The organism is Bradyrhizobium sp. B039 (assembly GCF_038965675.1).
GTDB lineage: Bacteria > Pseudomonadota > Alphaproteobacteria > Rhizobiales > Xanthobacteraceae > Bradyrhizobium > Bradyrhizobium diazoefficiens.
Genome location: NZ_CP152416.1, coordinates 1,580,023 through 1,603,778 on the forward strand (window position 1 = coordinate 1,580,023; position 23,756 = coordinate 1,603,778).

Annotated in this window: 20 protein-coding genes and 1 pseudogene; 12 read left to right on the forward strand and 9 right to left on the reverse strand. The window is 66.4% G+C overall.

Going from position 1 to position 23,756, the window contains the following annotated elements; all coding sequences use genetic code 11:
* Window positions 1-54: 54 nt before the first annotated feature.
* A complete protein-coding gene (locus AAFG50_RS07480) occupies window positions 55-1,386 on the reverse strand; it encodes a PcfJ domain-containing protein (RefSeq protein WP_231166633.1) in 1,332 nt (443 codons plus the stop codon).
* Between the two features lie 163 nt (window positions 1,387-1,549).
* On the opposite strand from AAFG50_RS07480, the gene AAFG50_RS07485 reads away from it, so the two are divergent.
* Genes AAFG50_RS07485 through AAFG50_RS07495 form a run of 3 tightly spaced genes read left to right on the forward strand, consistent with a single transcriptional unit; the run spans window position 1,550 to window position 4,896 of the window.
* Window positions 1,550-3,055 (forward strand): amidohydrolase family protein, encoded by a 1,506-nt coding sequence (locus AAFG50_RS07485; RefSeq protein ID WP_231166634.1) that lies wholly within the window; start codon window positions 1,550-1,552, stop codon window positions 3,053-3,055.
* A 3-nt stretch (window positions 3,056-3,058) separates the two neighbouring features.
* The gene (locus AAFG50_RS07490; RefSeq protein ID WP_028172897.1) at window positions 3,059-3,988 is read left to right on the forward strand and encodes a GTP-binding protein; all 930 of its coding nucleotides are present in this window, start codon (window positions 3,059-3,061) and stop codon (window positions 3,986-3,988) included.
* A gap of 44 nt (window positions 3,989-4,032) precedes the next feature.
* Window positions 4,033-4,896, forward strand: a complete 864-nt coding sequence (locus AAFG50_RS07495) for a DUF1989 domain-containing protein (protein ID WP_039187026.1) — start codon at window positions 4,033-4,035, stop codon at window positions 4,894-4,896.
* A 3-nt stretch (window positions 4,897-4,899) separates the two neighbouring features.
* On the opposite strand, the gene AAFG50_RS07500 is transcribed toward AAFG50_RS07495, so the two are convergent.
* The 3 genes from AAFG50_RS07500 to AAFG50_RS07510 all read right to left on the reverse strand — a co-directional run bounded on the left by AAFG50_RS07500 (window position 4,900) and on the right by AAFG50_RS07510 (window position 6,154).
* On the reverse strand, window positions 4,900-5,295 hold the full coding sequence (locus AAFG50_RS07500; RefSeq protein WP_028172899.1) for a GFA family protein: 396 nt from the start codon (window positions 5,293-5,295) through the stop codon (window positions 4,900-4,902).
* A 1-nt stretch (window position 5,296) separates the two neighbouring features.
* Window positions 5,297-5,668 (reverse strand): hypothetical protein, encoded by a 372-nt coding sequence (locus tag AAFG50_RS07505; RefSeq protein ID WP_011090035.1) that lies wholly within the window; start codon window positions 5,666-5,668, stop codon window positions 5,297-5,299.
* 108 nt (window positions 5,669-5,776) lie between these two features.
* Window positions 5,777-6,154 (reverse strand): tautomerase family protein, encoded by a 378-nt coding sequence (locus AAFG50_RS07510; RefSeq protein WP_011090034.1) that lies wholly within the window; start codon window positions 6,152-6,154, stop codon window positions 5,777-5,779.
* A 166-nt stretch (window positions 6,155-6,320) separates the two neighbouring features.
* Between AAFG50_RS07510 and AAFG50_RS07515 the strand changes: the two genes are divergently transcribed.
* Window positions 6,321-6,920 carry a TetR/AcrR family transcriptional regulator gene (locus tag AAFG50_RS07515; protein ID WP_028172900.1) on the forward strand — a complete coding sequence of 200 codons (600 nt, stop codon included), beginning with the start codon at window positions 6,321-6,323 and terminating at the stop codon, window positions 6,918-6,920.
* Between the two features lie 3 nt (window positions 6,921-6,923).
* On the opposite strand, the gene AAFG50_RS07520 is transcribed toward AAFG50_RS07515, so the two are convergent.
* Complete coding sequence (locus AAFG50_RS07520) at window positions 6,924-7,397, reverse strand: hypothetical protein (protein WP_028172901.1); 474 nt, start codon at window positions 7,395-7,397, stop codon at window positions 6,924-6,926.
* Between the two features lie 11 nt (window positions 7,398-7,408).
* Window positions 7,409-7,909, reverse strand: a complete 501-nt coding sequence (locus AAFG50_RS07525; RefSeq protein ID WP_028172902.1) for a hypothetical protein — start codon at window positions 7,907-7,909, stop codon at window positions 7,409-7,411.
* Between the two features lie 295 nt (window positions 7,910-8,204).
* Here AAFG50_RS07525 and AAFG50_RS07530 point away from each other — a divergent pair.
* The 5 genes and pseudogenes from AAFG50_RS07530 (at window position 8,205) to AAFG50_RS07550 (ending at window position 17,877) form a co-directional block, all read left to right on the forward strand.
* Window positions 8,205-9,886: pseudogene (locus AAFG50_RS07530) on the forward strand (cache domain-containing protein).
* A gap of 12 nt (window positions 9,887-9,898) precedes the next feature.
* Window positions 9,899-10,570: an aspartate/glutamate racemase family protein gene (locus AAFG50_RS07535; RefSeq protein ID WP_028172903.1), complete on the forward strand. Its 672-nt coding sequence runs from the start codon at window positions 9,899-9,901 to the stop codon at window positions 10,568-10,570.
* 146 nt (window positions 10,571-10,716) lie between these two features.
* On the forward strand, window positions 10,717-12,438 hold the full coding sequence (locus AAFG50_RS07540) for an AMP-binding protein (protein ID WP_028172904.1): 1,722 nt from the start codon (window positions 10,717-10,719) through the stop codon (window positions 12,436-12,438).
* Window positions 12,439-12,450: 12 nt separating this feature from the next.
* On the forward strand, window positions 12,451-15,756 hold the full coding sequence (locus AAFG50_RS07545; RefSeq protein WP_028172905.1) for a carboxyl transferase domain-containing protein: 3,306 nt from the start codon (window positions 12,451-12,453) through the stop codon (window positions 15,754-15,756).
* A 252-nt stretch (window positions 15,757-16,008) separates the two neighbouring features.
* A complete protein-coding gene (locus tag AAFG50_RS07550; RefSeq protein ID WP_028172906.1) occupies window positions 16,009-17,877 on the forward strand; it encodes a sigma-54-dependent Fis family transcriptional regulator in 1,869 nt (622 codons plus the stop codon).
* A gap of 184 nt (window positions 17,878-18,061) precedes the next feature.
* Here AAFG50_RS07550 and AAFG50_RS07555 read toward each other — a convergent pair whose 3' ends face one another.
* Window positions 18,062-18,616: a flavin reductase family protein gene (locus AAFG50_RS07555; RefSeq protein WP_028172907.1), complete on the reverse strand. Its 555-nt coding sequence runs from the start codon at window positions 18,614-18,616 to the stop codon at window positions 18,062-18,064.
* 57 nt (window positions 18,617-18,673) lie between these two features.
* The gene (locus AAFG50_RS07560) at window positions 18,674-19,771 is read right to left on the reverse strand and encodes an LLM class flavin-dependent oxidoreductase (RefSeq protein WP_028172908.1); all 1,098 of its coding nucleotides are present in this window, start codon (window positions 19,769-19,771) and stop codon (window positions 18,674-18,676) included.
* 216 nt (window positions 19,772-19,987) lie between these two features.
* On the opposite strand from AAFG50_RS07560, the gene AAFG50_RS07565 reads away from it, so the two are divergent.
* The 3 genes from AAFG50_RS07565 to poxB all read left to right on the forward strand — a co-directional run bounded on the left by AAFG50_RS07565 (window position 19,988) and on the right by poxB (window position 23,367).
* Window positions 19,988-20,902 (forward strand): 2-dehydro-3-deoxygalactonokinase, encoded by a 915-nt coding sequence (locus AAFG50_RS07565; RefSeq protein ID WP_028172909.1) that lies wholly within the window; start codon window positions 19,988-19,990, stop codon window positions 20,900-20,902.
* Window positions 20,903-20,917: 15 nt separating this feature from the next.
* On the forward strand, window positions 20,918-21,550 hold the full coding sequence (locus AAFG50_RS07570) for a 2-dehydro-3-deoxy-6-phosphogalactonate aldolase (RefSeq protein ID WP_028172910.1): 633 nt from the start codon (window positions 20,918-20,920) through the stop codon (window positions 21,548-21,550).
* Between the two features lie 80 nt (window positions 21,551-21,630).
* Window positions 21,631-23,367: a ubiquinone-dependent pyruvate dehydrogenase gene (gene poxB / locus AAFG50_RS07575; RefSeq protein ID WP_028172911.1), complete on the forward strand. Its 1,737-nt coding sequence runs from the start codon at window positions 21,631-21,633 to the stop codon at window positions 23,365-23,367.
* Here the strand turns inward: poxB and AAFG50_RS07580 are convergent.
* Window positions 23,364-23,729, reverse strand: coding sequence for a hypothetical protein (locus tag AAFG50_RS07580; protein WP_028172912.1), 366 nt, complete (start codon window positions 23,727-23,729; stop codon window positions 23,364-23,366). The genes poxB and AAFG50_RS07580 overlap by 4 nt on opposite strands.
* Window positions 23,730-23,756 lie beyond the last annotated feature (27 nt).

The following is a 23,756-nucleotide window of genomic DNA, read 5'->3' on the forward strand; positions in this document are numbered from 1 at the left end:
GCGAGACTGCGGCCGCGTGTCGGCCTGACTGGGATGGGAAAACACCGCGTCCACTCACAGCGTGTCGAACGCCTTGCGCGACGGGGCCATCGGCAGCCAGTCCGGAATGCGGCGCTTGGCGAGCCAGTATGGCCGCCACAGGGGCACCCAGCTTCCGCGGTCGAGCGGCGTCGTTCCCCAATCTCGCTGCCTCATGTCGATCTGCGACAGATCGTGCCTGTGCAGCCATTGGCGCGCCGCCCACCACAGCTCGCGCGATACCTCGATGTTGCCGGGCCCTTTGAGCTCGACGATGTTCGGCAGCGGATCGCGATAGCGGCAGGCGATCCGCAGCGTCGCGACCCGTTGGCCATCCTCCCGTATGCTCCAGACCCGCGACCGGTTGTGCGCGAGGTTCTGGCCATAGGTGTTGAGGCAATTCCTCATTGCCTTCGCCTCCTCGGTGATGGCGGCAATCGAATCCAGCGGCAAAAATTCGTAGCCCGCCACCCGGCCGGGGCGCAGCCACATATCGGCGATCGGCTGGCGGCCGAGGTTCGCATGCAGGGCCACGATCGTCCGCCAATCCTCTGCGGCCGAACGTGCGGCATCGATGCGCATGTCCGGTGTCCATGGCCTCTCGATCAGATCATGTCCCAACGTCGCGGGCTCGGTCGAATACCAGGCCCAGAGACAAATCAGCCGCAGCCGTGCAGGCTTCACCCGTCGCGGCTCGCGCGCAAATTCACGCGCGATCCACGCCGCCATCGGTTCGTGCGCGAGCTCGGCGGCATCGGCCACGAGCTGAAGCCATGTCGGCGCGAGCTTGGGAGAGCGCGGAAGGTGGTTCGCGATCTGTCGCCGAAAGAGTTCGCCGTCGGGCAATCGCGGGATCGGACGCGCAAACGTTTCCGGAGGCAGCTTGCGCAGCCACAGCGGGGCGTCGGCGGCAGCCGCCGCCTCCGCGAGGGCATGGCCGTCGATCACGCACGCAATCGCGCGTGCAGGATCGAGCCCCCGCCGCGGAACAGCAAGCGCGAAGAGCAGCGCGGGAAAGCTCGCGGCAAGGTCCGCAATGCGCGGATGCCGCACGGCCAAGGCGCGCACCGCGCCCTGGAAGCGCGGGTGATATCGCCGCAGCCGGCTTTCCAGCAGGTCGCAACGCCGGTCGCCTCGATCAGGGGCCAGCTTGAGATTGGATGTCATGACAATAGGTTCGCAAACGCGCGCCAATAGGTCGCGGCAGATTCGATTTGATGCAGGGCTTGGTGGTCCCACCCGGGAACCGATCCCGGGAAGCGCGTCAAATATCGCGCGTCGAACCCGGGAAGCGTGCAGTCGTAGACATGGTCGCCTCCAAAAATGAAATTGCGCGCATCCCATAGCTTGGCATTTGCCGGGATGCAACCCGAGACTGCATCTCGTATGCGCGTCCCCGCGACAGCCGCGCGGCAATATGCATGCTGCATCGGCATCCGCGGCGGTGGTCGTTGTCACAAAAATCTGCCTCTATGCGGCCCAGACGCACCTCCGAAGCTGCTGCCGGGTCTTTGGAGGTTTTGGCAATGGCATGCGGAGTGACGATATGAGCGGTTTGGTGATCTCTGGCGGCCGGGTGGTGGATCCCGCGAGCGGGATGGATGCCATCGGCGATGTGGCGGTGGTGGACGGCAAGATCGCCGCCGTCGGCTCCTCGCTCGGCGGCGCCGAGCGGGTGATCGACGCCACCGGGCTCGTGGTGGCGCCGGGCTTCATCGACCTGCACGCGCATGGCCAGTCGATCCCGGCGGATCGCATGCAGGCGTTCGACGGCGTGACGACGACGCTCGATCTCGAGGCCGGCGTGCTGCCGGTCGCATCCTGGTATGAGCGCCAGGCCAGGAAGGGGCGCGTGCTGAACTACGGCGCCGCCACCAACTGGGCTTTTGCGCGCATCGGCGCGATGACGGGCTCCAACGCGGAGAGCTCGCTCGAGGCGTTCGGCAACGCCATGCGCGACCGCCGCTGGATGGACAATGTGGCGAGCGATGCGGAGGTCGCCGGCATCCTCGATCGCCTCGCGCGCGGCCTCAACGAGGGCGGCATCGGCATCGGCATCCTGAACGCCTACGCGCCGGGCGCCGGCGTGCAGGAGCTGACCGCGGTCTGCCAGCTCGCCGCGAAGCAGGACGTGCCGACCTTCACCCACGTCGCCTACATGTCGCGCATCGACCCCGAGAGCGCGGCGGAGGCCTATATCCGCCTGATCGGCTATGCCGGCGCCACCGGCGCGCATATGCACATCTGCCACTTCAACTCGTCGAGCAAGACCGACATCGAGCGCTGCCGCGTGCTGGTCGAGAAGGCGCAGGCGCAGGGCCTGCCCATTACGGTCGAGGCCTATCCTTACGGCACCGGTTCGACCGTGCTGGCCGCGGCCTTCTTCAGTGATCCCCAATTCGTCGAGCGCAACGGCACCGGTTACGATTCCGTGCAGCGCGTGACCGACGGCTATCGCTTCCATGATCGCGCGGAGCTGCTCAAGGCGCAGGCCGAAGAGCCGTCCTCGCTGGTGCTCTGGCACATCCTCGACACCGAGAACAATTCGCATCACCGCGACCTGCTCGACATGTCGGTGCTGTATCCCGGCGGCGCCATCGCGTCCGACGCGATGCCGTGGACGACGTCGGACGGCAAGACTTACACCGGCGATGCCTGGCCGCTGCCGGATGACGCCACCTCGCATCCCCGCTCGGCCGGCTGCTTCACGAAATTCATCCGCGAATGGGTGCGCGAGCGCAAGACGGTGTCGCTGCTGGAAGGCGTGCGCAAATGTGCGCTGATCCCTGCGGAGATCCTGTCGCAGAGCACGCCCGCGATGCGCGCCAAGGGCAGGCTCGCAAAGGACGCCGATGCCGACATCGTCGTGTTCGATTACGAGAAGCTGAGCGACCGCGCGACGTTCACGGCGATGAACCGGCCGTCCGAGGGCGTGCGGCATCTCGTCGTCAGCGGCCAGCCGCTGATCAGCGACGGCATTCTGGATGTGACTGCGCGGCCCGGCCGGCCGGTGCGCCGCCCGGTCGTCGAGGGCTGACCCATGCCGGTCCCCATTCTCCTGGTCACGGGCTTTCTGGGGGCGGGCAAGACCACGGTCGTCAACCATCTGCTGGCGCATGCGGAGGGACGGCGCATCGCCGCCGTGGTCAACGATTTCGGCGCGATCAACATCGATGCGGAGCTGATCGCGGGCGCGAGCGACGGCGTGGTGAGCCTTGCCAACGGCTGCATCTGCTGCTCGCTCGAAGGCGATCTGCTCCGCACGCTGTCGACACTGCTGCGGCGTGATCCGAAGCCGGAGTATATCGTCATCGAGACCAGCGGCGTCGCCGATCCCTCCGACATCGTGCGCAACCTGATGGATCCGGTGATCCTGCGCGAGGCGCCGCTGGAAACCGTGCTCTGCGTGATGGACGCAGGCACACTGCCGTCAGCCCTGGATGACGCGCTGGTGCGCGCGCAGCTGCGGGTCGCCGATATCGTGGCGCTCAGCAAGCTGGATCTGGCGGACGAGGGCGCGGGTGCCGGCATGCGCGAAGCCATCCGCGCGCTGCGCGTCCCCGCCGTGGTGGTCGATGCGCAGCACGGCGAGATTCCCGCCGCGCTGCTGTTTCCCGCAGCCATCGATCGCGCGCCAGCGACACGCGAGCCGGGGCCGCGGCGGCCGGCAGAGGAACGCTTCGAGACGTTGAGCTGGACCTCGGACCACCCAATCTCGTTGCCGCGCTTGCAGCAGGCGATCGGCCGGCTGGCGCCGAAACTCGCCCGCGCCAAGGGCCTGTTCGAGACCGTCGAGCAGCCCGGCCGTCTGACGGTGTTTCAGTTCGCCGGCGGCCGCGCAACACTGGCGCCGGGTGAGGCGCCGACACCAGGCGTGCCGCGGTCACGCATCGTTTTCATCGCCGAGCTCGGCGTTCTCTCGAAGGCGGAGCTCGATGGGATCATGGCGGAGTGCGTTGCGAGTGGGTGAGATGAGGCGGTAGGATGGATTGCAGTCACAGGGATCAGCTTGGCATGTCGCCCAAAATCGCACCCGCAGACGCCGCTTCGCGCCGCGCCGCCAAGCCGACGATCGTCTATCCGGCCGGCACGATGCCCGGGCCTGACCTCGCCGCGCTTGAGCAGGCTCGCCGCACGATGGTCAAGACGCACGAGCTCACCGTGCCGCCACGCGATGCCAGAACATTTCGCGTGGCGCGCGGCCAGTTTTTCCGCATCGTCAGCATCGAAGGCCCTCAGGTCGGCGACCTCAATCTCTGGAATGCAGAGGATCTCTCCGAGCGCTTCTTCAGCGGCAAGACGCGGGCGCTCCATGGTACGCATGTCGGCATCGGGGACCGGCTCTGGAGCAATATGCCCTACCTTCGGCCGATGGCGACCATCAGTCACGACACGCTCGGCTGGTACGGCTTCGACGAGGACGGCGCCGGCATTCATGATGTGATCGGCACGCGCTGCGACCCCTATACAAATCTCCTGTTGAACGGCACGGCTTACGATTTCTGCTGCCATTCCAACCTGTCCCGCGCGCTTGCCGCCGAGCTCGAGATGGAGCCACGCGCGATCGAGCATCATATCCACGACGTACTCAACGTCTTCATGTGCACCGGCTTCACGAAGGACACGCACCAATATTTCATGAAGGCAAGTCCGGTCCGTCCCGGCGACTTCATCGAATTTCTCGCGGAGATCGACCTGCTCGGCGCGTTGTCGGCCTGTCCCGGTGGCGACTGTAGCGCAACCCATTCCAGCGATGCCGCGGCATGTCATCCGCTCAAGATCGAGATCTTCGAGCCGGATCGAACGACACTGAAGGACTGGAGCTGGCCGTCGCCAAGCGCGTATCACCGCCGCCACGGTGGGCATGCGCAAAGCTGAGCTTCAATCCTCCACCGGTAATCCGTCCCCGTGCGCGTACCAATCCACGCGGGACGTCCAATGCACGTGCCGGTCAGGTGCCGCGCCCAGCGGCTCGTCGAACGCGCCGGCATGGATGATCGCCTCGTGTCCGCTGCGCGTGAGATGCGGCATCGGGCTGCCGCAGCTCTTGCAGAACGCGGTCGCAAAGCTTCGTGCATTGGGCAGATCGAAGCGCGCGACCGATGTTTCCCCGCGCAGCCAGCGCAGCGCCCCCGCCTTCACGATCACCTCGCAGGCATGCGCGGTCCCGGTCGCTTTGCGGCAGCGCGAGCAATGGCAGTTGAGGAAGCGATCGAACGGACCCTCGACCTCGAACGCGACCTCGCCGCACAGGCAGCTTCCGCGGAAGGCAGCCATCTCACTCCCCCTCCGGCTCGGCCGGTTTCTCGGCCGCCTCTTCGGCATGAACCGGCGGGGCGCCGTGCGCGCCGCGCAGCCGGATCATGGTGTCGATCACGTCCACGTCGATCTTCAGCATGTCGAGATCGCGCGTCATCTCGCGCACCTCCTGGCCCTTGCGCGCCAGCTCCTCGGAAACGTCGACCGCCATCTTGCGCTCGGTCACATTGCCCTGCGTGTTGACGAACAGCTTTGCGCGCATCCATTCCAGCCGCGCCCGCTGGGTGTCGCGCTCGAACTTCTTCTCCGCGTAACGGCGCCGCGCCTCTGCGTAGGCGCCGACCAGCGCGGTTTCAGGCAGACTCCACAATTGCTCGACCGACATGGTCATGCGGCTCAGGTCCCGGGTTCGGCTCGGCGGAGGTTTCCTCCGCCGCCTATCAGACCCTTCCGGCCGGCAATTCTCAAGGGGGCGCGGGCAACTCCGCGCCCGGCAAATTCACGCGAACTGCGCGAGGCCGTGGCCGACCGACCAGTTTTCCCCGGGGGCATCGAGCACGTTCACGAACACGTCCTCGGGCCGGATGCCCGGGTTCTCGCCGAGCAGCTCCGCGATCCGCCGGTACAGCGCTTTCTTCTGCTCAGGGGTGCGCGAGGCGAACACGGTGATCTGGATCAGCACGGCGTCCTCGCTTCGCTCGACGCCGTAGGCGTTGCCGCAGCGGAAGTTCGCGGGGTCATGCTCGCTGATGGTCATGAACTCGTCGCCCTCGGGCACGTTCAGCGCCTCGCGCATGGCGCGGTAGAGACCGTCGAGGATCGCCTGCCGGTAGGCGTCGGGCTTTCCGGCGCGCATCGAGATGTGGAGGAGAGGCATGAGCTGGTCCCTTTGCATGCGGGCCGACCGGCCAGGGCGCATGGTGCGCGCCGGCGGTCCGGCTCATTGACGAAACGGGCTATCAATCCCAACTGGTTTTTGACACCATGTCGAGAAAACACGTTCTTGACATCGTGTCAAATACTTTCAGGCCGAGGATCGACATTTGAGACCGCGCGAGTTCGACCACGACGACGTCCTGCGCATTGCGTTCGACCAGTTCTGGCGCAAGGGCGTGCGCGGCACCTCGCTGTCCGACATCGCGCGCGACGCCGGCGTCCAGCGCGGCAGCCTCTACAATGCCTTCGGCAGCAAGGAGGCGCTGTTCCTGCAGGCCTATGAGCGCTACGCGGGCGATTATCTCCTCGCCCTGCAAAAGGCGCTCGGTGCCGGCAGTTTGCGAAAACGCCTCACCGCGTTCTTCGACCTGACCATCGTGAATTTCCGCTCGGGCTCGCCACCGCGCGGATGTCCGACCACGCGCGGCCTGATGGAGCTCGGTGCGGTCGAAGGCGAGGGGCTCGACGAGGACGCGCGCCAGGCCTTTGCGAACCTCATCTCGCGCATCACCGCTTTGGTTCAGGACACATTGTCGGCAGGCGCGAAACGCGGCGAGTTCAACGGCAATCCCGCGGTCGCAGCGCTCCTCATCATCACGGTGACGCGCGGCCTCGCCGTGCTCGAACGGGCCTTCGGCGACGAGGCGCAGCTGCGCAAGATCGCGTCCCACACGATCGATCTCGTGCTCGGCAAGGCGGGCGGTTAGGCGTCAGCAGCAGGCAAGCGCGTTGACCGCCCGCGTTGTCGCATCCTCTTTCCCGGAGCCGACGAACCCGCAGACGATTGTCTCGAGTTCACCAGGCTGCTTGCTGCGCGCGACCGACAGCAGTCGCATCAACTCCGTCTCGTCCTTCGAGAGGCGCCGGCACGACGGCGGCAAGAAGCACAGCTCGCATGGCCGGCCGCTGCGCAGGATCCTGACGAGCGCAGCCGCTCGCGCGACCAGCAGCGGGCTGTCGGCAATGCCGGGCGCCTCGTCGGCGAAGCGATAGGCCGCCTCCCAGCAATCGGACGCGCCGGTCGCATAGGCAGCGCCAATGAAGCGGAACAGCGAAAGCGCGACGCGGCAGAATTGATCGTAGCCTTCGACGCCGGGACGGGTCGCAAGCGCGGCTTGAAGCGGGCAGAGCCGCGACTGGCCGGCTTCCGGGTCAGGCACGGAATTGCTCGCAGCCTCCATCATGAACGATCTCATCAATGCAACGTGGGACTGCCCACAAGCCAGCTCTTCATCACCATTGTCCGGTCCAGGTCAAAAGGCTCGACATGCCGGTCAGGCAGAATGAGGCCGGCCATGCGGAAGATGGTCGCTAGTCCCCGGACCGGCGCCAGCGCCCAATCCGCGCCCACCGGCGGCAGCCAGCACTCGAACTGCTCGCGCGCGACATCGTCGCGCTCCTTCTGCGCGGCGGCGATCGCCCGCAGGATTCCGTGCTCGCTCTCCGACATGCGCGGACAGGTGGGGCAATGCACTTCGATCGCCGTATGCGCCGTGCAGGCAAAGATCTCGATGATCGATTCCAGCGACGGCACGGCATCGCCGACGCGGAAATGGTCGTACACCTGCTGGATGTCGGCCGCGGTCGGAACGGCGCTTCCGCTGCGCGCCTTGGCGCGAAATCCCCAGATGAAGAGTCGCTCGGCTGCGGTCAGTGCGGGAAGGTCGATGGGCTTGGCGTATGTCGATTGATGCATTGAGCCTGTGGCCTTGGGCTGGGCGCACGCCGCTTCTGGCGCTGACGATCTGCGTTGATCGTTCCGTCAGAGCCTGTCGCAAGTCAACGCGTCGAGGGCCGATATCGAGGTCTTCTAGATTTGAAGCGTTCGGATCTCGAATGCGGCCGGCCCCGCAAACCTGCCGGGCCGCATACGGCATGCCGCCGAGCGCCCACTCGATTTTGCGGGGATTTGGGGAACCCGAATGCTTAAAGCTTTGCTAAGGGGAGCGGGATAAACTGGCATATCAGCCCTTCCAATTTTGCGAGCCCCGATGATTTTCTCCCGCATCAGTTTCAAGCTGGTCCTGATTGTCGGCATCAGCCTCCTCGGCATGATCGCGCTGGCGCCGATCGCGCTTTCGACCCTGCGCACCCAGATGGTCGCCGATCGCCAGGCCAAGACGCAGCACATGGTGGACGTCGGCTACGGCATCCTGGCGCACTATCAGAAGCTCGAGAGCGACGGAAAACTCCCGCGCGAGCAGGCGCAGGCCGCCGCCATGGCGGAGATCAAGAGCCTGCGCTACGACAAGGTCGAGTATTTCTGGATCAACGACATGACCCCCAGGATGGTCATGCATCCGATCAAGCCCGAGCTCGACGGCAAGGCCTTTCGGGGATGAAGGACCCCGCCGGCAACGCGCTCTTCATGGGCTTCGTTGACGTCGTCAGCAAGCAGGGCGCCGGCTTCTACAGCTATCTCTGGCCGAAGCCCGGCTTCGACCAGCCGGTCGGGAAGATCTCCTATGTGAAGGGCTTTGCGCCCTGGGGCTGGATCATCGGCACCGGCATCTATCTCGACGACGTCGATGCCGTGTTCCGCCAGAACGCGACGACGTTCGCGCTGGTGTGTCTTGTCGTGCTCGTGCGGGTACTCGGTGCCTCCTTCGTGATCGGCCGCAGCGTCACGAAGCCGCTGGCAGGAATTACGGCGCTGACCGAACGCCTCGCCGCCGGCGACAGTGCGTTCGACGTGCCCTACACCGATCGGCGCGATGAGGTCGGCGGGCTCGCCAACGCGCTCGCCGTGTTCAAGGACAATGCGTCGGCCGTGGGCCGGATGCATGCCGAGCAGCAGGAGGCGAAGCAGCGAGCCGACGACGAGAAGCGCAGGACGATGGCCGATCTCGCCGGCAAGTTCGAGGCGAGTGTCCAGGCCGTGGTCCGCGACGTGTTCGATGAGGCGCGCGCGATGCAGCAGGCCGCGCAAGGCATGTCGGAGACCGCGAACAAGGCGACCGATCGCGCCAGCTTCGTGGCAACGGCCTGCCAGCAGGCGTCGAGCAACGTGCAGACGGTGGCCTCCGCCGCCGGCCAGCTGTCGTCCTCGATCACCGAGATCAGCCAGCGCGTCGCGCAGGCCGCGACGGTGGCCGACAAGGCGGCCGCCGACGGCCAGCGCACCAACGATACGGTGCAGGGGCTTGCCGCCGCCGCGCACAAGATCGGCGAGGTCATCGACCTCATCAACCAGATCGCCTCGCAGACCAATCTGCTCGCGCTCAACGCCACCATCGAGGCGGCGCGTGCGGGCGAATCCGGCAGGGGGTTTGCGGTGGTCGCGAGTGAGGTAAAGTCGCTGGCGAGCCAGACCGCGAAGGCGACCGACGAGATCGGCGCGCAGATCACCGCGATCCAGGCCGAGACCAATCAGGTCGTCGGCAATATCGAGAGCATTCGCGCCACCATCATGGAGGTCAACGAGATCTCCTCGTCGATCGCAGCCGCCGTCGAGGAGCAGGGCGCGGCGACGCAGGCCATCGCGCACAGCGTGCAGGAGGCGGCGTCCGGCACGGATCAGGTCTCGCAAAACATCTCCGGTGTGACCGATGCGACCGCCGAGACCGGCCAGGCCGCCGGCCTCGTGCTGCAATCCAGCGGCCGGCTGACGCAGAAACTGCAATCGCTCGAGAACGAGGTCAGCGCCTTCGTTGCCGGCGTGCGGGCGGCCTAGTATAGCGGTGGGATGGACCAAAACCCTGATCGGCGTGCGCGCATCCTCCTGATCAATCCGAACAGTCTTGGGGCGACCACCGCGCTGATGGTCGCCATCGCGAGGTCGGCCGCCGTGGCCGGGTTCGACATCGTCGGCGCCACGGCGACGCGCGCGCCGCAGATGATCGTGTCAGCGGAGGCGCTGGAGGCGGCCGCCGCCGAGGTCGAGGAGATCGCGCGGACGCATCGAGCTTCCCCGGACGGCATCATCGTTGCTGCGTTCGGCGATCCCGGTCTCGCCGGAATCAGGGCTGCGATGAAGCTGCCTGCGGTCGGCATCGGCGAGTCGTCGATGCTGGAGGCCGCCGCAGGAGGCCGCCGCTTCGGTGTGGCGACCACGACACCGCTGCTCAAGTCGAAGATCGAGGCGTTGCCGGACGCGCTGGGGCTGCGATCGCGCTACACCGGCACGCGCTTTGCCGAAGGCGATCCGCAAGAGCTGATGCGCGATCCGGCGCAGCTGCGCGCAGCCCTCGCCGGCGCGGTCGAGGCCTGCATCGCGCAGGACGGGGCGGAAGCTGTCATCATCGGCGGCGGGCCGCTGGGGGAAGCCGCGCGCGAGCTTCAGCCGATATTCACTGTCCCTGTCATCGCGCCGATCCCATCGGCCGTGAGGCGGATCATTCGCCTCGTCACGGCGTAATGTCTGCTTTTTCCGCGCCGCGGCATCGGCCGTGATGCGGAAAACTGTTTTCCTTGACATGAAGTCTGCCGTGCTCGACGTGTAACGATGTCGATTGACGGCACGTGCGTGCCTTATGAAAAGAAAAGCAACACGGGGAAGACGTCATGAGCGCGGCCCTCAACGAGAAGGACTACCTCGCCACCTTGCGCGGGTTGTGGGACAAGGCGTGGCCGAAGGGCATGCCGCGTTCGCCGAACTATCTGCACGGCGAAGCTCCTTTGACGGAATATCTGCGCGCCTGGGCGAGGCGGAGCCCGGAGCGTCCGGCGGTGATCTTCTACGGGCACGTCACCACCTACGCCGATCTCGACCGGCAGAGCGACCGCTTCGCGGCACTGTTGCAGGCCAAGGGCGTGCGCAAGGGCGATCGCGTCGCCGTCTTCCTGCCGAACTGCCCGCAATTTCACATCGTGTTCTTCGGCATCCTGAAGCTCGGCGCGGTCCATGTCCCCGTCAGCCCGCTGTCGCGCGCGTTCGAGCTGTCCTACGAGCTCAACGATACCCAGGCCGACGTAATCGTGGCACTGGACCAGCTCATCCCCGTCGTCGAGCAGGTGAGGGGCGAGGTGCGGCTGCGCGAGATCATCGTCACCAGCTTTGCCGATGTCCTGCCGGCGGCGCCTGCGTTTCCCACGCCGGAATCGATCCGCGCGCCGCGCATCGCGGCCGCAGGCGCGACCGATCTGTTGCCGGCGCTTGCCGCGATGCCCGCGCCGTCGCCGCTGCCGCCGCCCGGCCTCGATGAGGTCGCTGCGCTCAACTACACCGGCGGCACCACCGGCATGCCCAAGGGCTGCGTTCACACCCATCGCGACATGGTCTATACCGCCGCCGCCAATTACGGCATCTCGGTCCTGTCGGACGAGAGCAGCGTGTTCCTGTCGTTCTTTCCGGAGTTCTGGATTGCCGGTGAGAACTTTGGCTTGATTTTTCCGCTGTTTTCCGGCGCGACGCTGGTTCTGCTGGCGCGCTGGGATGCCGTCGGCGCGATGGCCGCGATCGACAAGTACAAGGTTACGATCACCGCGATGCCGGTCGACGGCGCGGTGGAGCTGATGGACCATCCGCGCTGGAGCGAGTTCGACCTGTCGTCCTTGAAGCAGGTGCGCGTCGTCTCCTTCGTCAAGAAGCTCAACGCCGACTATCGCAGGCGCTGGAAGGACCTCACCGGCACGATCCTGATGGAGGCGGCCTGGGGCATGACCGAGACCCACACCTCCAACACCTTCACATCAGGCTTCCAGGACGACGATTTCGATCTGAACAACCAGCCGATCTTCGTCGGCCTGCCGGTCCCCGGCGCCGAGTTCAAGATCACCGATTTCGAGACCGGCGCGCTGCTGCCGCTCGGTGCGGAAGGCGAGATCCGGGTGCGGACGCCGTCGCTGCTCAAGAGCTACTGGAACAAGCCGGAGGCGACCGCGGAGTCGCTCGTCGATGGCTGGCTGCGCACCGGCGACATCGGCAGCATCGACAAGGACGGCTTCCTGCACTTCCTCGGCCGCCGCAAGGAGATGCTGAAGGTCAAGGGCATGAGCGTCTTCCCGCCGGAGATCGAGGCGCTGCTGGGTCAGCATCCGAAGGTGCTGGGCTCGGGCGTGGTCGGACGCGACGATCCCGACAAGGGGCAGGTGCCGGTGGCCTATATCCAGCTCAAGCCGGAGGCGGTCGGTACCATCTCGGCAGAGAGCCTGCGTGCCTGGTGCGCCGAGCGCATGGCCGTCTACAAGGTCCCGGAGATTCGCATCATCGAAGCTCTGCCCCTGACGGCGACGGGCAAGGTGAAGAAGCAGGACCTCGATCCAAATCTGCCCGCCGCAGTCTGAGTGAGAGACATCATGTCGTTCAAGAAACTCCTGATAGCCAATCGCGGCGAGATCGCCATCCGCATCGCGCGCGCGGCGGCCGATGCCGGCATCGCGACGGTAGCGATCCACCCTGCAGACGACGCGCTGTCGCTGCATGTGCGTGTCGCCGACGAGGCGCTCGAGATCCCTGGCCGCGGCGCGCGGGCCTATCTCGACATCGAGGCCGTGGTGACGGCGGCTAAGGGCGCCGGCTGCGATGCCGTGCATCCCGGCTACGGTTTTCTGAGCGAGAATGCCGCGTTCGCCAAGGCCTGTGGCGAGCAGGGGATCACCTTTGTCGGGCCAAAGGTGACAGCGCTCGAACTGTTTGGCGACAAGGTCGCGGCACGGCAACTGGCCAAACGCTGCGGCGTGCCGATCATCGCCGGCACCAGCGGGCCTTCGTCGCTCGAGGAGATCACGGCGTTCTTCACGTCGCTTGGCGGCAACGCGGCGATCGTGATCAAGGCGATGGCCGGCGGCGGTGGCCGCGGCATGCGCGTGGTCGAGAATGCGGCCGATCTGGCGGAAGCCTATGCGCGCTGCCAGTCCGAGGCCAAGGCGGCATTCGGCTTCGACGGCGTCTATGCCGAGCGGCTGATCCGCCAGGCGCGTCATATCGAGGTGCAGATCATCGGCGACCGTCATGGTGCGGTCTCTCATCTCTGGGAGCGCGAATGCACCATCCAGCGCCGGCACCAGAAGCTGGTCGAGGTGGCGCCGAGCCCGTCGCTGAGCGAGCCCTTGCGCGGCCGCATCATCGAGGCGGCGAGGCAACTCGCGACCGCCGCGGCTTACGACAATCTCGGTACTTTCGAGTTCCTGGTCGACGGCACGGCGGAGGATAGCTTTGCCTTCATCGAGGCCAATCCGCGGCTCCAGGTCGAGCACACCGTGACGGAAGCGGTGCTGGGCCTCGACCTCGTCCGCGCCCAGCTCGCGGTCGCAGCAGGCAGCACGCTGGCCTCGCTCGACCTTGCGCAGGGATCGATCCCGAAGCCGCGCGGCTACGCCATGCAGCTCCGCGTCAACATGGAGACGCTGGACGAGACTGGCGCGACGCATCCGACCGGCGGCGTGCTCGCCTTGTTCGAGCCGCCGTCGGGGCCCGGCGTCCGTGTCGATAGTTTTGGCTATGCGGGCTACAAGACCAGCGCGGCCTTCGATTCGCTGCTCGCGAAAGTCATCGTGCATACGCCGGGCGAGGCCTGGCATGACGTGGTCGCCAAGGCTTCGCGCGCCCTGCGCGAATTCCGGATCGACGGCGTCGTCACCAACATCGCCTTCCTCCAGGCGGTGCTCGCGCATCCCGATTTCAGGACCAACCGGATCGCGACCGATTTCATCGATCGCAACATCGCGAAACTGGTCGAGGCGGCCGATGGCGCAGCCAAGCCGCTCTACTTCGCCCCGACTGAGCGAGGCGGCGGTCACGGCATGGAGACGCACATTACGCAGGCCGTGCCCGAAGGCGCGGTGATGGTCGCGGCACCCCTGCAAGGAACCATCGTCACCATCCAGGTGAAGGAGGGCGAGGTCGTGCGCCCCGGCCAGCAGCTTGCCGTGATCGAGTCCATGAAGATGGAGCATCTCGTCATGGCCGAGCAGGGCGGCCGGGTGATGAAGCTCGTCGCCGGAGACGGCGCCACTTTGATGCATGGCGAACCGATCCTGTATCTGGAGCCGCTCGACGTCGCGGCCGACGCGTCGGCGGCGGAAGCCGATGTCGACCTCGACCACATCCGCCCTGATCTCGCCGAGCTGATCGCGCGCCAGGCCAACACGCTCGATGCGAACCGGCCGGCCTCGGTCGAGCGCCGCCGCAACACCAACCAGCGCACCGCCCGCGAGAACGTCGCGCAGCTCGTCGACGACGGCTCCTTCATGGAGTACGGCTGCCTCGCGATCGCGGCCCAGCGCCGCCGGCGCAAGCTCGACGACCTCATCAAGAACACGCCGGCCGACGGCCTCGTCATGGGCGTTGCGACCGTCAATGGCGAGAAGTTCGGCCCGGAGGGCGCGCGCTGCATCGTCGTGGCCTATGACTACACCGTGCTCGCGGGCACGCAGGGCCACATGAACCACAAGAAGATCGACCGCATGCTGACGCTGGCAGAAGACTGGCGCGTGCCGCTGGTGTTCTACGCCGAGGGCGGCGGCGGCCGGCCCGGCGATACCGACCGGCTCGGCATGACCGGGCTCGACGGCCCGTCCTTCGTGCAGTTCGCAAGGCTCTCCGGCCTCGTGCCTGTCATCGGCGTCGTCTCCGGCTATTGCTTTGCCGGAAATGCCGCGATGCTCGGTTGCTGCGACGTCATCATCGCCACCAAGAACGCCTCGATCGGCATGGGCGGCCCCGCGATGATCGAGGGCGGCGGCCTCGGCGTCTACCATCCGGCCGAGGTCGGCCCGGTCTCGTTCCAGTCGCCGAACGGCGTCATCGACATCCTCGTCGAGGACGAGGAGGAGGCGACGCGCGTCGCGCAGAAATACCTGTCCTATTTCCAGGGTGCGGTGACCGACTGGCAGGCCGCCGACCAGCGTCTGCTCCGCCGCGCCATCCCGGAGAACCGCCTGCGCGTTTACGACATCCGCAGCGTGATCGATCTCGTCGCGGACAAGGACAGCGTGCTGGAGCTGCGCCGCGACTACGGCGTCGGCATGATCACCGCGCTGATCCGCATCGAGGGCAAGCCGTTCGGCCTGATCGCCAACAACCCGCGCCATCTCGGCGGCGCGATCGATGCCGATGCCGGCGACAAGGCCGCGCGCTTTCTCCAGCTCTGCGACGCGTTCGATCTGCCGATCGTCTCGCTCTGCGACACGCCCGGCTTCATGGTCGGCCCGGAAGCCGAGAAGACCGCGATCGTGCGGCACGTCTCGCGCATGTTCGTGACCGGCGCGAGCCTCACCGTGCCGCTGTTCGGCATCGTGCTGCGCAAGGGCTACGGCCTCGGCGCACAGTCGATGATCGGCGGCGGCTTCCACGCCTCGTTCTTCACTGCGGCGTGGCCCACCGGCGAGTTCGGCGGCATGGGCCTCGAGGGCTATGTCCGCCTCGGCTTCCGCAAGGAGATGGAGGCGATCGCCGACCCCGAAGAGCGCGAGACCTATTACCGCAACAAGGTCGCCGAGCTCTATGCCAACGGTAAGGCGGTCTCGATCGCGTCCGTGTTCGAGATCGACAACGTCATCGACCCCGCCGAGACGCGGCGCTGGATCATGGCGGGGCTTAGGTCGGTGCCGAAGCCGCCCGCGCGGACGGAGAAGAAGAGGCCCTGCATCGATACCTGGTGAGCGCAGTGCAGCAATCTTGATGATGCCGTCATTCCGGGGCGCGCGCAGCGCGAACTATGGTGTGCAATTGCACACCTGAGAATCTCGAGATTCCGGGTTCGATGCTCCGGGCCGCGCTTGCGCGGTCCCATCGCATCGCCCCGGAATGACGTCTAGAGACCGTGTGCCATCTCCCCCGTTCCCGGTTCCCGATTGACATCCCCGCCCGTGCTGCCAGACTTTGCACAATAATACAGGGTGGAGACGTCCGCGATGGCCAGCCTTTCGGCCTCGAACCATGTCGCCCGCGTCTTGTCCGTCGCCAATCATGTGGCCGACGTCGATGCCTCTTCGCGGATCGCCAATTCGTGGCGGCGCTGCCTGATCAGCCACAAGCTCGATCCCGCCCGTCAGGGCCCGCCGCAAACGCTCACCGAGGCCGAGATCCGGCATGTCGCCGAGCCGATGGAGGAGACGATCCGGCTCGCGACGCCCGAGCTCGACGACCTCGCCCGCGTGCTGCGCGACGCCGGCTACTGTGTGAATCTGGCCGATGTGAACGCGACCATGCTGTTCAGTCGGCTTCCGGGCGAAGCCGATGCGAAGATGTTTCTGGACTGGAAGATCTACACCGGCTCGAACTTCGCCGAGACTTTTGAGGGCACCAACGGGCTCGGCACCGCGCTGGCCGAGCAGAAGCCGATCCTGGTGCATCGCGACGAGCATTTTCGCGCACAGTGGCACATGTTCTCCTGCGCCGTGGCGCCGCTGTTCGACCAGGCCGGCCGGCTCGCCGGTGCCATCAACATCACCTCCTGCCGTGAGGATCTCGAGCGCGCCGCGCATCAGCTCGCGCTCGCGGTGACGATGGAGGCGACGCGGCGGATGGAGGGTGCGATCTTCCGCGGCCATTTCCGCAACGCCTGGATCGCGACCGTGCCGGGTGACGGCGGCAGCGGCCTGCTCGCCTATGACGACGACCGCCGTATCGTCGGCGCCTGCCGTTCCGCGCGTGCGCTGCTCGGCCTCACCGACGGCATGATCGCATCGGGCATCGATCTGTCGCGTTACATCAAGTTCGATCATCACGCCGCGCGCAGTGCGGACGATGTTGTCGAGCTGCGCCGCGCCGACGGCAGTCCGTTGGGCGAGGGCCATGTCGCCCCGCCGCTGCGCGCCAAATCCTTCACGGGTCCACACGCTCCGCGCCGCGATGCGACGATCGACCGTTTTGATGACCTGCATCGGCTCGCCGGCCGCGATCCCGGCCTGATCCGAAGCGTGAAGCGGCTCCGAAGCATCGGTGATCGCAATCTGCCGGTGCTGCTGCATGGCGAGACCGGCGTCGGCAAGGACGTGTTCGCCCGCGCCATTCACGCGGCGAGCAACCGTGCCCGCAACCATTATGTCGCGCTGAACTGCGCGGCGATGCCGGAGAGCCTGATCGACGCCGAGCTGTTCGGTTACGAGGCCGGCGCCTTCACCGGCGCGCGGCGCGAGGGCTCGAAGGGCCTGATCGTGCAGGCCGACGGCGGCACGCTGTTCCTCGACGAGATCGGCGACATGCCGATCGCGCTGCAGACGCGTCTCTTGCGCGTGCTGGAAAACCGCGAGGTCTGGCCGCTCGGCGCGCTCAAGCCGGTGCCGGTCGACATCCGCCTGATCAGCGCCACCCATCGCGATCTCGGCCGCATGGCGGAGGAGGGCGCCTTCCGCGCCGATCTCTATTTTCGTCTCCGCGGCATGGAGGTGAAGCTGCCGAGCTTGCGCGAGCGCGCCGACCGCGACGACATCATTCGCCAGATCGCGCGCGAGGAAGCGCCGAATTGCCGCCTCTCGGACGAGGCCTGGGCGCTGCTGTCGGCCTATCCGTATCCCGGCAACATGCGCCAGCTCCGCCATGTGCTGCGGCTTGCCGGCTGCACGGCGGAGAACGGCGTCGTCACCGATGCCGATCTCGATCTGCCGCTGTTCGGCGGCCGTGCGGCGGAGCCGGATCTCGCGGCGGCCGAGCGCGCGACGATCGTCGAGGCGCTGCGCAAGCATGGCGGCCGTGTGACCGAGGCGGCGCGTGCGCTGAAGCTCAGCCGCGCGACGCTGTATCGCAAGATCAAGCACCTGAAGATCGAGACCGCGCAGTAGCGCGTTCGGTTGGAGATGAACGAGGAGCGAGCCGCGGGCTTTCGCCTCTCCCCGCGTGCGGGGAGAGGCCGACGCGCGAAGCGCGGCGGGTGAGGGGGACTCTCCGCGAGTCCAACTGTCACCATCCTCGGAGAGACTCCCCCTCTCCCCACAAGCGGGGCGAGTGAGCGCACCGCCGCCGCCCTTACGAAAAATCCGTCCAGCTCAGATGCCTTGAATCGAGATCGCCGACTGTAACGGTGCCGCGGATTTCGTGAGGTACGTGGAAGCTGCTGCGCAGATAGACCAGCGGGGCGGCCCCGTCGGAATGCGACACCCCGCGGACTTCGCCGACGAAGATCGAATGCGTCTTCGTTTCGAATTCCTGCGCCAGCTCGCAATCGAACGCGGCCACCGCGTCGGTCAGCACGGGTGCGCCGGTGGCTCCGCGCGTCCACTGCCCGAACGCAAAGCGGTCGTCACCGTTGACGCCCTTCTGGCCGCTGAAGGTGAGTGCCAGCAGCGCGTGGTCCTCGTGCAGGAAGTTGATTGCGAAGGCGCCTTCCTCCCGGATCCGCGTATGTGCGCTGGCGTTGCGGTTGACGCAGACGATCAGCGACGGCGGGTTGTCCGACAGTGAGCAGGCCGAGGTGACCGTGAGCCCGGTGCGCTTGCCGTGCTCGGCACCGACCGTGACCAGCGCGACGGCACCGGCGCATTGGCGCATCGCCTGCTTGAAATCCTTTGCGTCCACGCTCACGCGGAAATCTCCGAAACGGGTGCGGATGCGGCACGATCGCGCCGCATCCGCGTCGGGTCAAGCCGCCTTCTTCGTGGAGCCGAGATGCTTCAGGCGCGGCATCACCTCGCTGCTGAGCAGCGAGAGCGAGTGGTGCCAGGCCTCTGCCTTGTGCTTGTAGTCGAAGCCGAACACCAGCAGCACGCCGAAGCCGCCGACCTCGTCGTAGATCTTCTCGATCTTCTCGGCGACGGTCGCGGGCGAGCCGACGATCCAGTTCCGCTTGGCGCAATATTCGACGGTGACGTCGCTGTCGGGCACGTCGGGCGCGTGCTTCAAATAGTCCTTGAAGCCGAAATGGCCGAGCAGGGGCAAGAAGTACTCGTGCATCATCCGGCCCATCATGTCGCCGGTGGAGAGCTTCCAGGCCTCTTCGTCGGTGTCGGCAACGAAGACCTCGCGCACCAGCCGCCAGTCCTGCCGGTTCGGCTTGCGTCCGGTCTTGGCGGCGCCGATCTCGACCGAATCCCAATGGCTGCCGACATAGGCCGGGTTGAGGTTGAGGCTCATCGGGATGAAGCCGCGTTCGCCGGCGAGCTTCAGCGTGTCCGAGTTCTTCGACAGACCGGCAACGCCGATTGGCGGATGCGGCGCCTGCAACGGCTTGATGTGAGGCTTGAGGAAGTCGAACATCGTGTCCGGCTTGGTCACCGTCCAGAATTTGCCCTTGTAGGTCCAGGGCGCGGGATCGGTCCACATCTTCAGGATGATCTCCAGCGCTTCGCGGGTCATGTCGCGGTTCTGCCCGCTCATGCCGTCGACGTTGAACATCGCCCAGTCGCTCGGCAGGCCGCTAGCCGCGACACCGAAATTGAGCCGGCCTTCGGACATGTGGTCGAGCATCGCGACGCGGTTGGCGAGCTCGGCCGGATGGTGATAGGGCAGCAGGAAGCCGCCCGGCCCGATGCGCAAGCGCTTGGTCTGCATCAAGGCCTGGGCGATCAGGAGATCCGGGGTGGGATTGGGTTCCCAGGGCGCGGTGTGGTGCTCGCCGACCCAGGCCTCTTGATAGCCGAGCTCGTCGAGCCAGCGCATGACTTGCAGGTCCCAGTCGTTTCCTTCCTTCAGGCCGCACTCCGGCGGGTGCGAAGGCATCGTGAAATAGCCGATCTCCATGGGTTTCCTCTCCACAATTGACGCGTCTTGGTGCGCGGTTCACGGATGTGAGTGGGGATGCATGAGCAAGCGGTGTGCCAGCGCGGCAGCGTCTCAGACCTGCGATAAAACGCTGGTTTGCGGCGGCAATAGCCGATATCCCGGGGCGAATTTGCCAGCCGTCGTCTCATTGTCGCGAGACGGCGTCTTGCCGGTGAGACGAGGACGAGAACCGAGATGAGCGAACCCGCCTATGTCGCGGTGGACTGGGGCACCAGCAGCTTCCGCCTGTGGCTGGTCGATCGGGCCGGCCAGGTCCTGGCCGAACGCCGCAGTGGCGAGGGCATGCTGGCCGCGGCCAAGACCGGATTTGCCGGTGTGCTGCAATCGCATCTTTCCGCCGTCGAAGCACCGGATCATCTGCCCGTTCTCGTCTGCGGTATGGCCGGCGCCAAAACCGGCTGGGTCGAGGCCGGCTATGTCGACACGCCGGCACCGCTCACCTCCATCCTGAAGCAGGCCGTGCGGGTGCCGGGTGAGGCGCGCGACATCCGCATCCTGCCCGGCATCGCGCAGCGCGACGCAGGCGCGCCGGACGTGATGCGCGGCGAGGAGACGCAGTTGCTCGGCGCGCTCGGCCTTAAGGCCGCCGGCGAAGCGCTGGTCTGCATGCCCGGCACGCATTCGAAATGGGTGCGGGTGAAGGACGGCACGGTCGAGCATTTCTCCACCTTCATGACCGGCGAGCTGTTCAGTGTGATCTCGCGCGAGACGATTCTGTCACTCGCGGTCGCAGGCGCCGATGACGCCGAGGATGTTGCAAGCTTCAAGGCGGCGGTGAAAGCCGCGTTCGAGGCGCCGGCGTTCGCCGCCAACCTGCTCTTCGGTGCGCGGTCGCGGCAGTTGCTGTTCGGCGGCACGCCGGCCGCCGCGCGCGAGACGCTGTCGGGCACGTTGATCGGCACCGAGCTGGCGGCGGGTCTCTCTGGCAATGTTCCCAAAACCGGCATCACGTTGGTTGCGTCAGGGCGGCTTGCGACGCTGTATCAGCTGGCTTTCGATGCGCTCTCGGTGACCCCGCGGCCGATCGATGCGGATGAAGCCGTTCGCCACGGCCTGTCGATGGCGGCCGCGGCGATCTGGACGAGTTAAGAAGGATTTCCTGAGATGAGTGTTCCCTTTCCGTCGATGAAGCGTCCGCTGGTCGCGATCCTGCGCGGCGTCAAGCCAGAGGAGGCCGAGGCGATCGTCAGCGTGCTGATCGAGGCCGGCATGACCGCGATCGAGATCCCGCTGAATTCGCCCGATCCGTTCCGCTCGATCGCCACCGCTGCGAAGCTGGCGCCGGCCGGCGTGCTGATCGGCGCCGGCACGGTGCTGACCACCGCAGATGTCGATCGTCTCAATGACGTCGGCGGCAAGCTGATGGTCTCGCCGAACGTGGATACGCAGGTGCTCGCGCGTGCGCATCAATACGCCATGGTGACGTTGCCGGGCGTGTTCTCGCCGACCGAGGCGCTGCTTGCCGCGCGCTCTGGCGCATCGGGCCTGAAATTCTTTCCGGCGAGCGTGCTCGGCGCATCCGGTATCGCCGCGATTCGCGCGGTGCTGCCGGCCGGCGTGATGATCGCTGCCGTCGGCGGTGTCTCCGACCAGAATTTTGCGGAGTATATCAAGGGCGGCGTCACCGCATTCGGGCTTGGCTCCAGCCTCTACAAGCCCGGCATGTCGGCGGCCGATGTCGCAGCGCGCGCAAAGCAGACGATCGCGGCCTACGATCGGGCGATTGTGAAAGACTGAAGCTGCAATAAACCAGCCGTGATCCCGTCACGGCCGCGCTTTATCCTATCTTGCTGAATCAGCGAGATCAGGAGACCGACATGGCGATCAACAACGTGGCCGATCTGTTCGTGGCAACGCTCGAACAGGCCGGCGTCAAGCGGATCTACGGCATCGTCGGCGACAGCCTGAATGCCTTTATCGAGGCGCTGCGGCGTCGCGGCACCATCGAATGGATCCACGTCCGGCATGAGGAGGTTGCGGCGTTCGCAGCCGCCGGCGAAGCCGAGATGACCGGAAGCCTTGCGGTCTGCGCAGGTTCCTGCGGTCCGGGCAATCTGCATCTGATCAACGGCCTGTTCGACGCGCATCGCAGCCGCGTCCCCGTGCTGGCGATCGCGGCGCAGATTCCGTCGGCCGAAATCGGCGGCGGCTACTTTCAGGAAACCCATCCCCAAAACCTGTTCCGGGAATGCAGCCATTATTGCGAGCTGGTCTCGGATGCGAGCCAGCTGCCTTTCGTGATCGAGAACGCCATTCGCGCGGCCGTGGGCCTGCGCGGCGTCGCCGTCATCGCCATGCCCGGCGACGTCGCGTTCCGCGATCCGCCGAGGCGCGCGCTGTCGACGGCGCGGGGGCTCGCGCTGTCGGCGCCGAAAGTCGTGCCTGAGGCCGATGAGCTGAAGGCACTCGCGGACCTCCTGAACGGCGCCGAGCGCATCACCCTGTTCTGCGGCCGTGGCTGCGCCGGCGCGCATACGCCGTTGATGCAGCTTGCGGAGGCCTTGAAGAGCCCGATCGTGCATGCGCTCGGCGGCAAGGAGCACGTCGAATACGAAAATCCCTACGATGTCGGCATGACCGGGTTCATCGGCTTCTCCTCGGGCTATGCCGCCATGCACGCCTGCGACGCGCTGGTGATGCTCGGCACCGATTTCCCCTACAAGCAGTTCTTCCCGACCGGTTGCCAGATCGCGCAGATCGACATCCGCCCGGAAAATCTCGGCCGACGCTGCAAGATCGACCTCGGCCTCATCGGCGACGTCAAGCTGACCATCGAGGCGCTGCTGCCGCTGCTGAAGACCAAGACCCAGCGCAAGCATCTCGACGATGCCGTCGCGCATTACAAGAAGGCGCGCGAGGGGCTGGACTCGCTCGCCAGGGGCACCCCCGGCAGCAAGCCGATCCATCCGCAATATCTCGCCAAGGTCGTCAGCGACCATGCGTCCGAGGATGCCGTGTTCACCGCCGATGTCGGCACACCCACGGTGTGGGCGGCGCGCTATCTCGAGATGAACGGTCGCCGCCGGCTGATCGGCTCCTTCGTGCACGGCTCGATGGCCAATGCGATGCCGCAGGCGATCGGGGCGCAGGCCTCGCAGCCCGGCCGCCAGGTGATCTCGCTGTCGGGCGACGGCGGCTTCACCATGCTGATGGGCGATCTGATCACGCTGACGCAGATGAAGCTGCCGGTGAAGGTCGTCGTCTTCAACAACGGCGTGCTCGGCTTCGTTGCGCTGGAGATGAAGGCCGCCGGCTTCGTCGACACCAATGTCGACCTGCAAAACCCTGATTTCGCGGCGATGGCGCGCGCGATGGGCATTTTTGCCAAACGCGTCGAGGACCCCGGCGAGCTTCCGGGCGCGGTGAAGGAGATGCTGGCCTACAACGGGCCCGCGCTGCTCGACGTCGTCACCGCCAAGCAGGAGCTGTCGATGCCGCCGACCATCACGAGCGAGCAGATCAAGGGTTTCAGCCTCTGGGTCTTGCGCGCGGTGATGAACGGCCGCGGCGACGAGGTGCTCGATCTTGCGAAGACGAACCTGCTGCCGCGTTAGCTGCGCTTCGCCGACGGCACATGCAACCGCTCGTGGCGGCGCTGGAAGCGCTGCCAGTGCAGTACGCTGCCGATCAGCAGGGCCGGCACGAAGCCGAGCACGATCAGGAAATGCGGCAGCTCCTTCGGCGAGATGAAGGCGATGGCGATGTCCGAGATCAGCCACAGCGCTGCGAACATCACCGCGAAATCCGTGCGCGGGCAGCGCAGATAGTAGAACACGGCGGTGATGACCACGGCAGGCCCGATCGCGATGGCGATCAGCACCGCGGTCAGCTCCTTCGGCGTCACCGCGTCGAGCACCATCGACGCCAGCAGCCACATGGCGGCGAACATGGCGATGATGTCGATCGGATGCCGCAACCCAATACCTCTCACGGGGAACGCGCT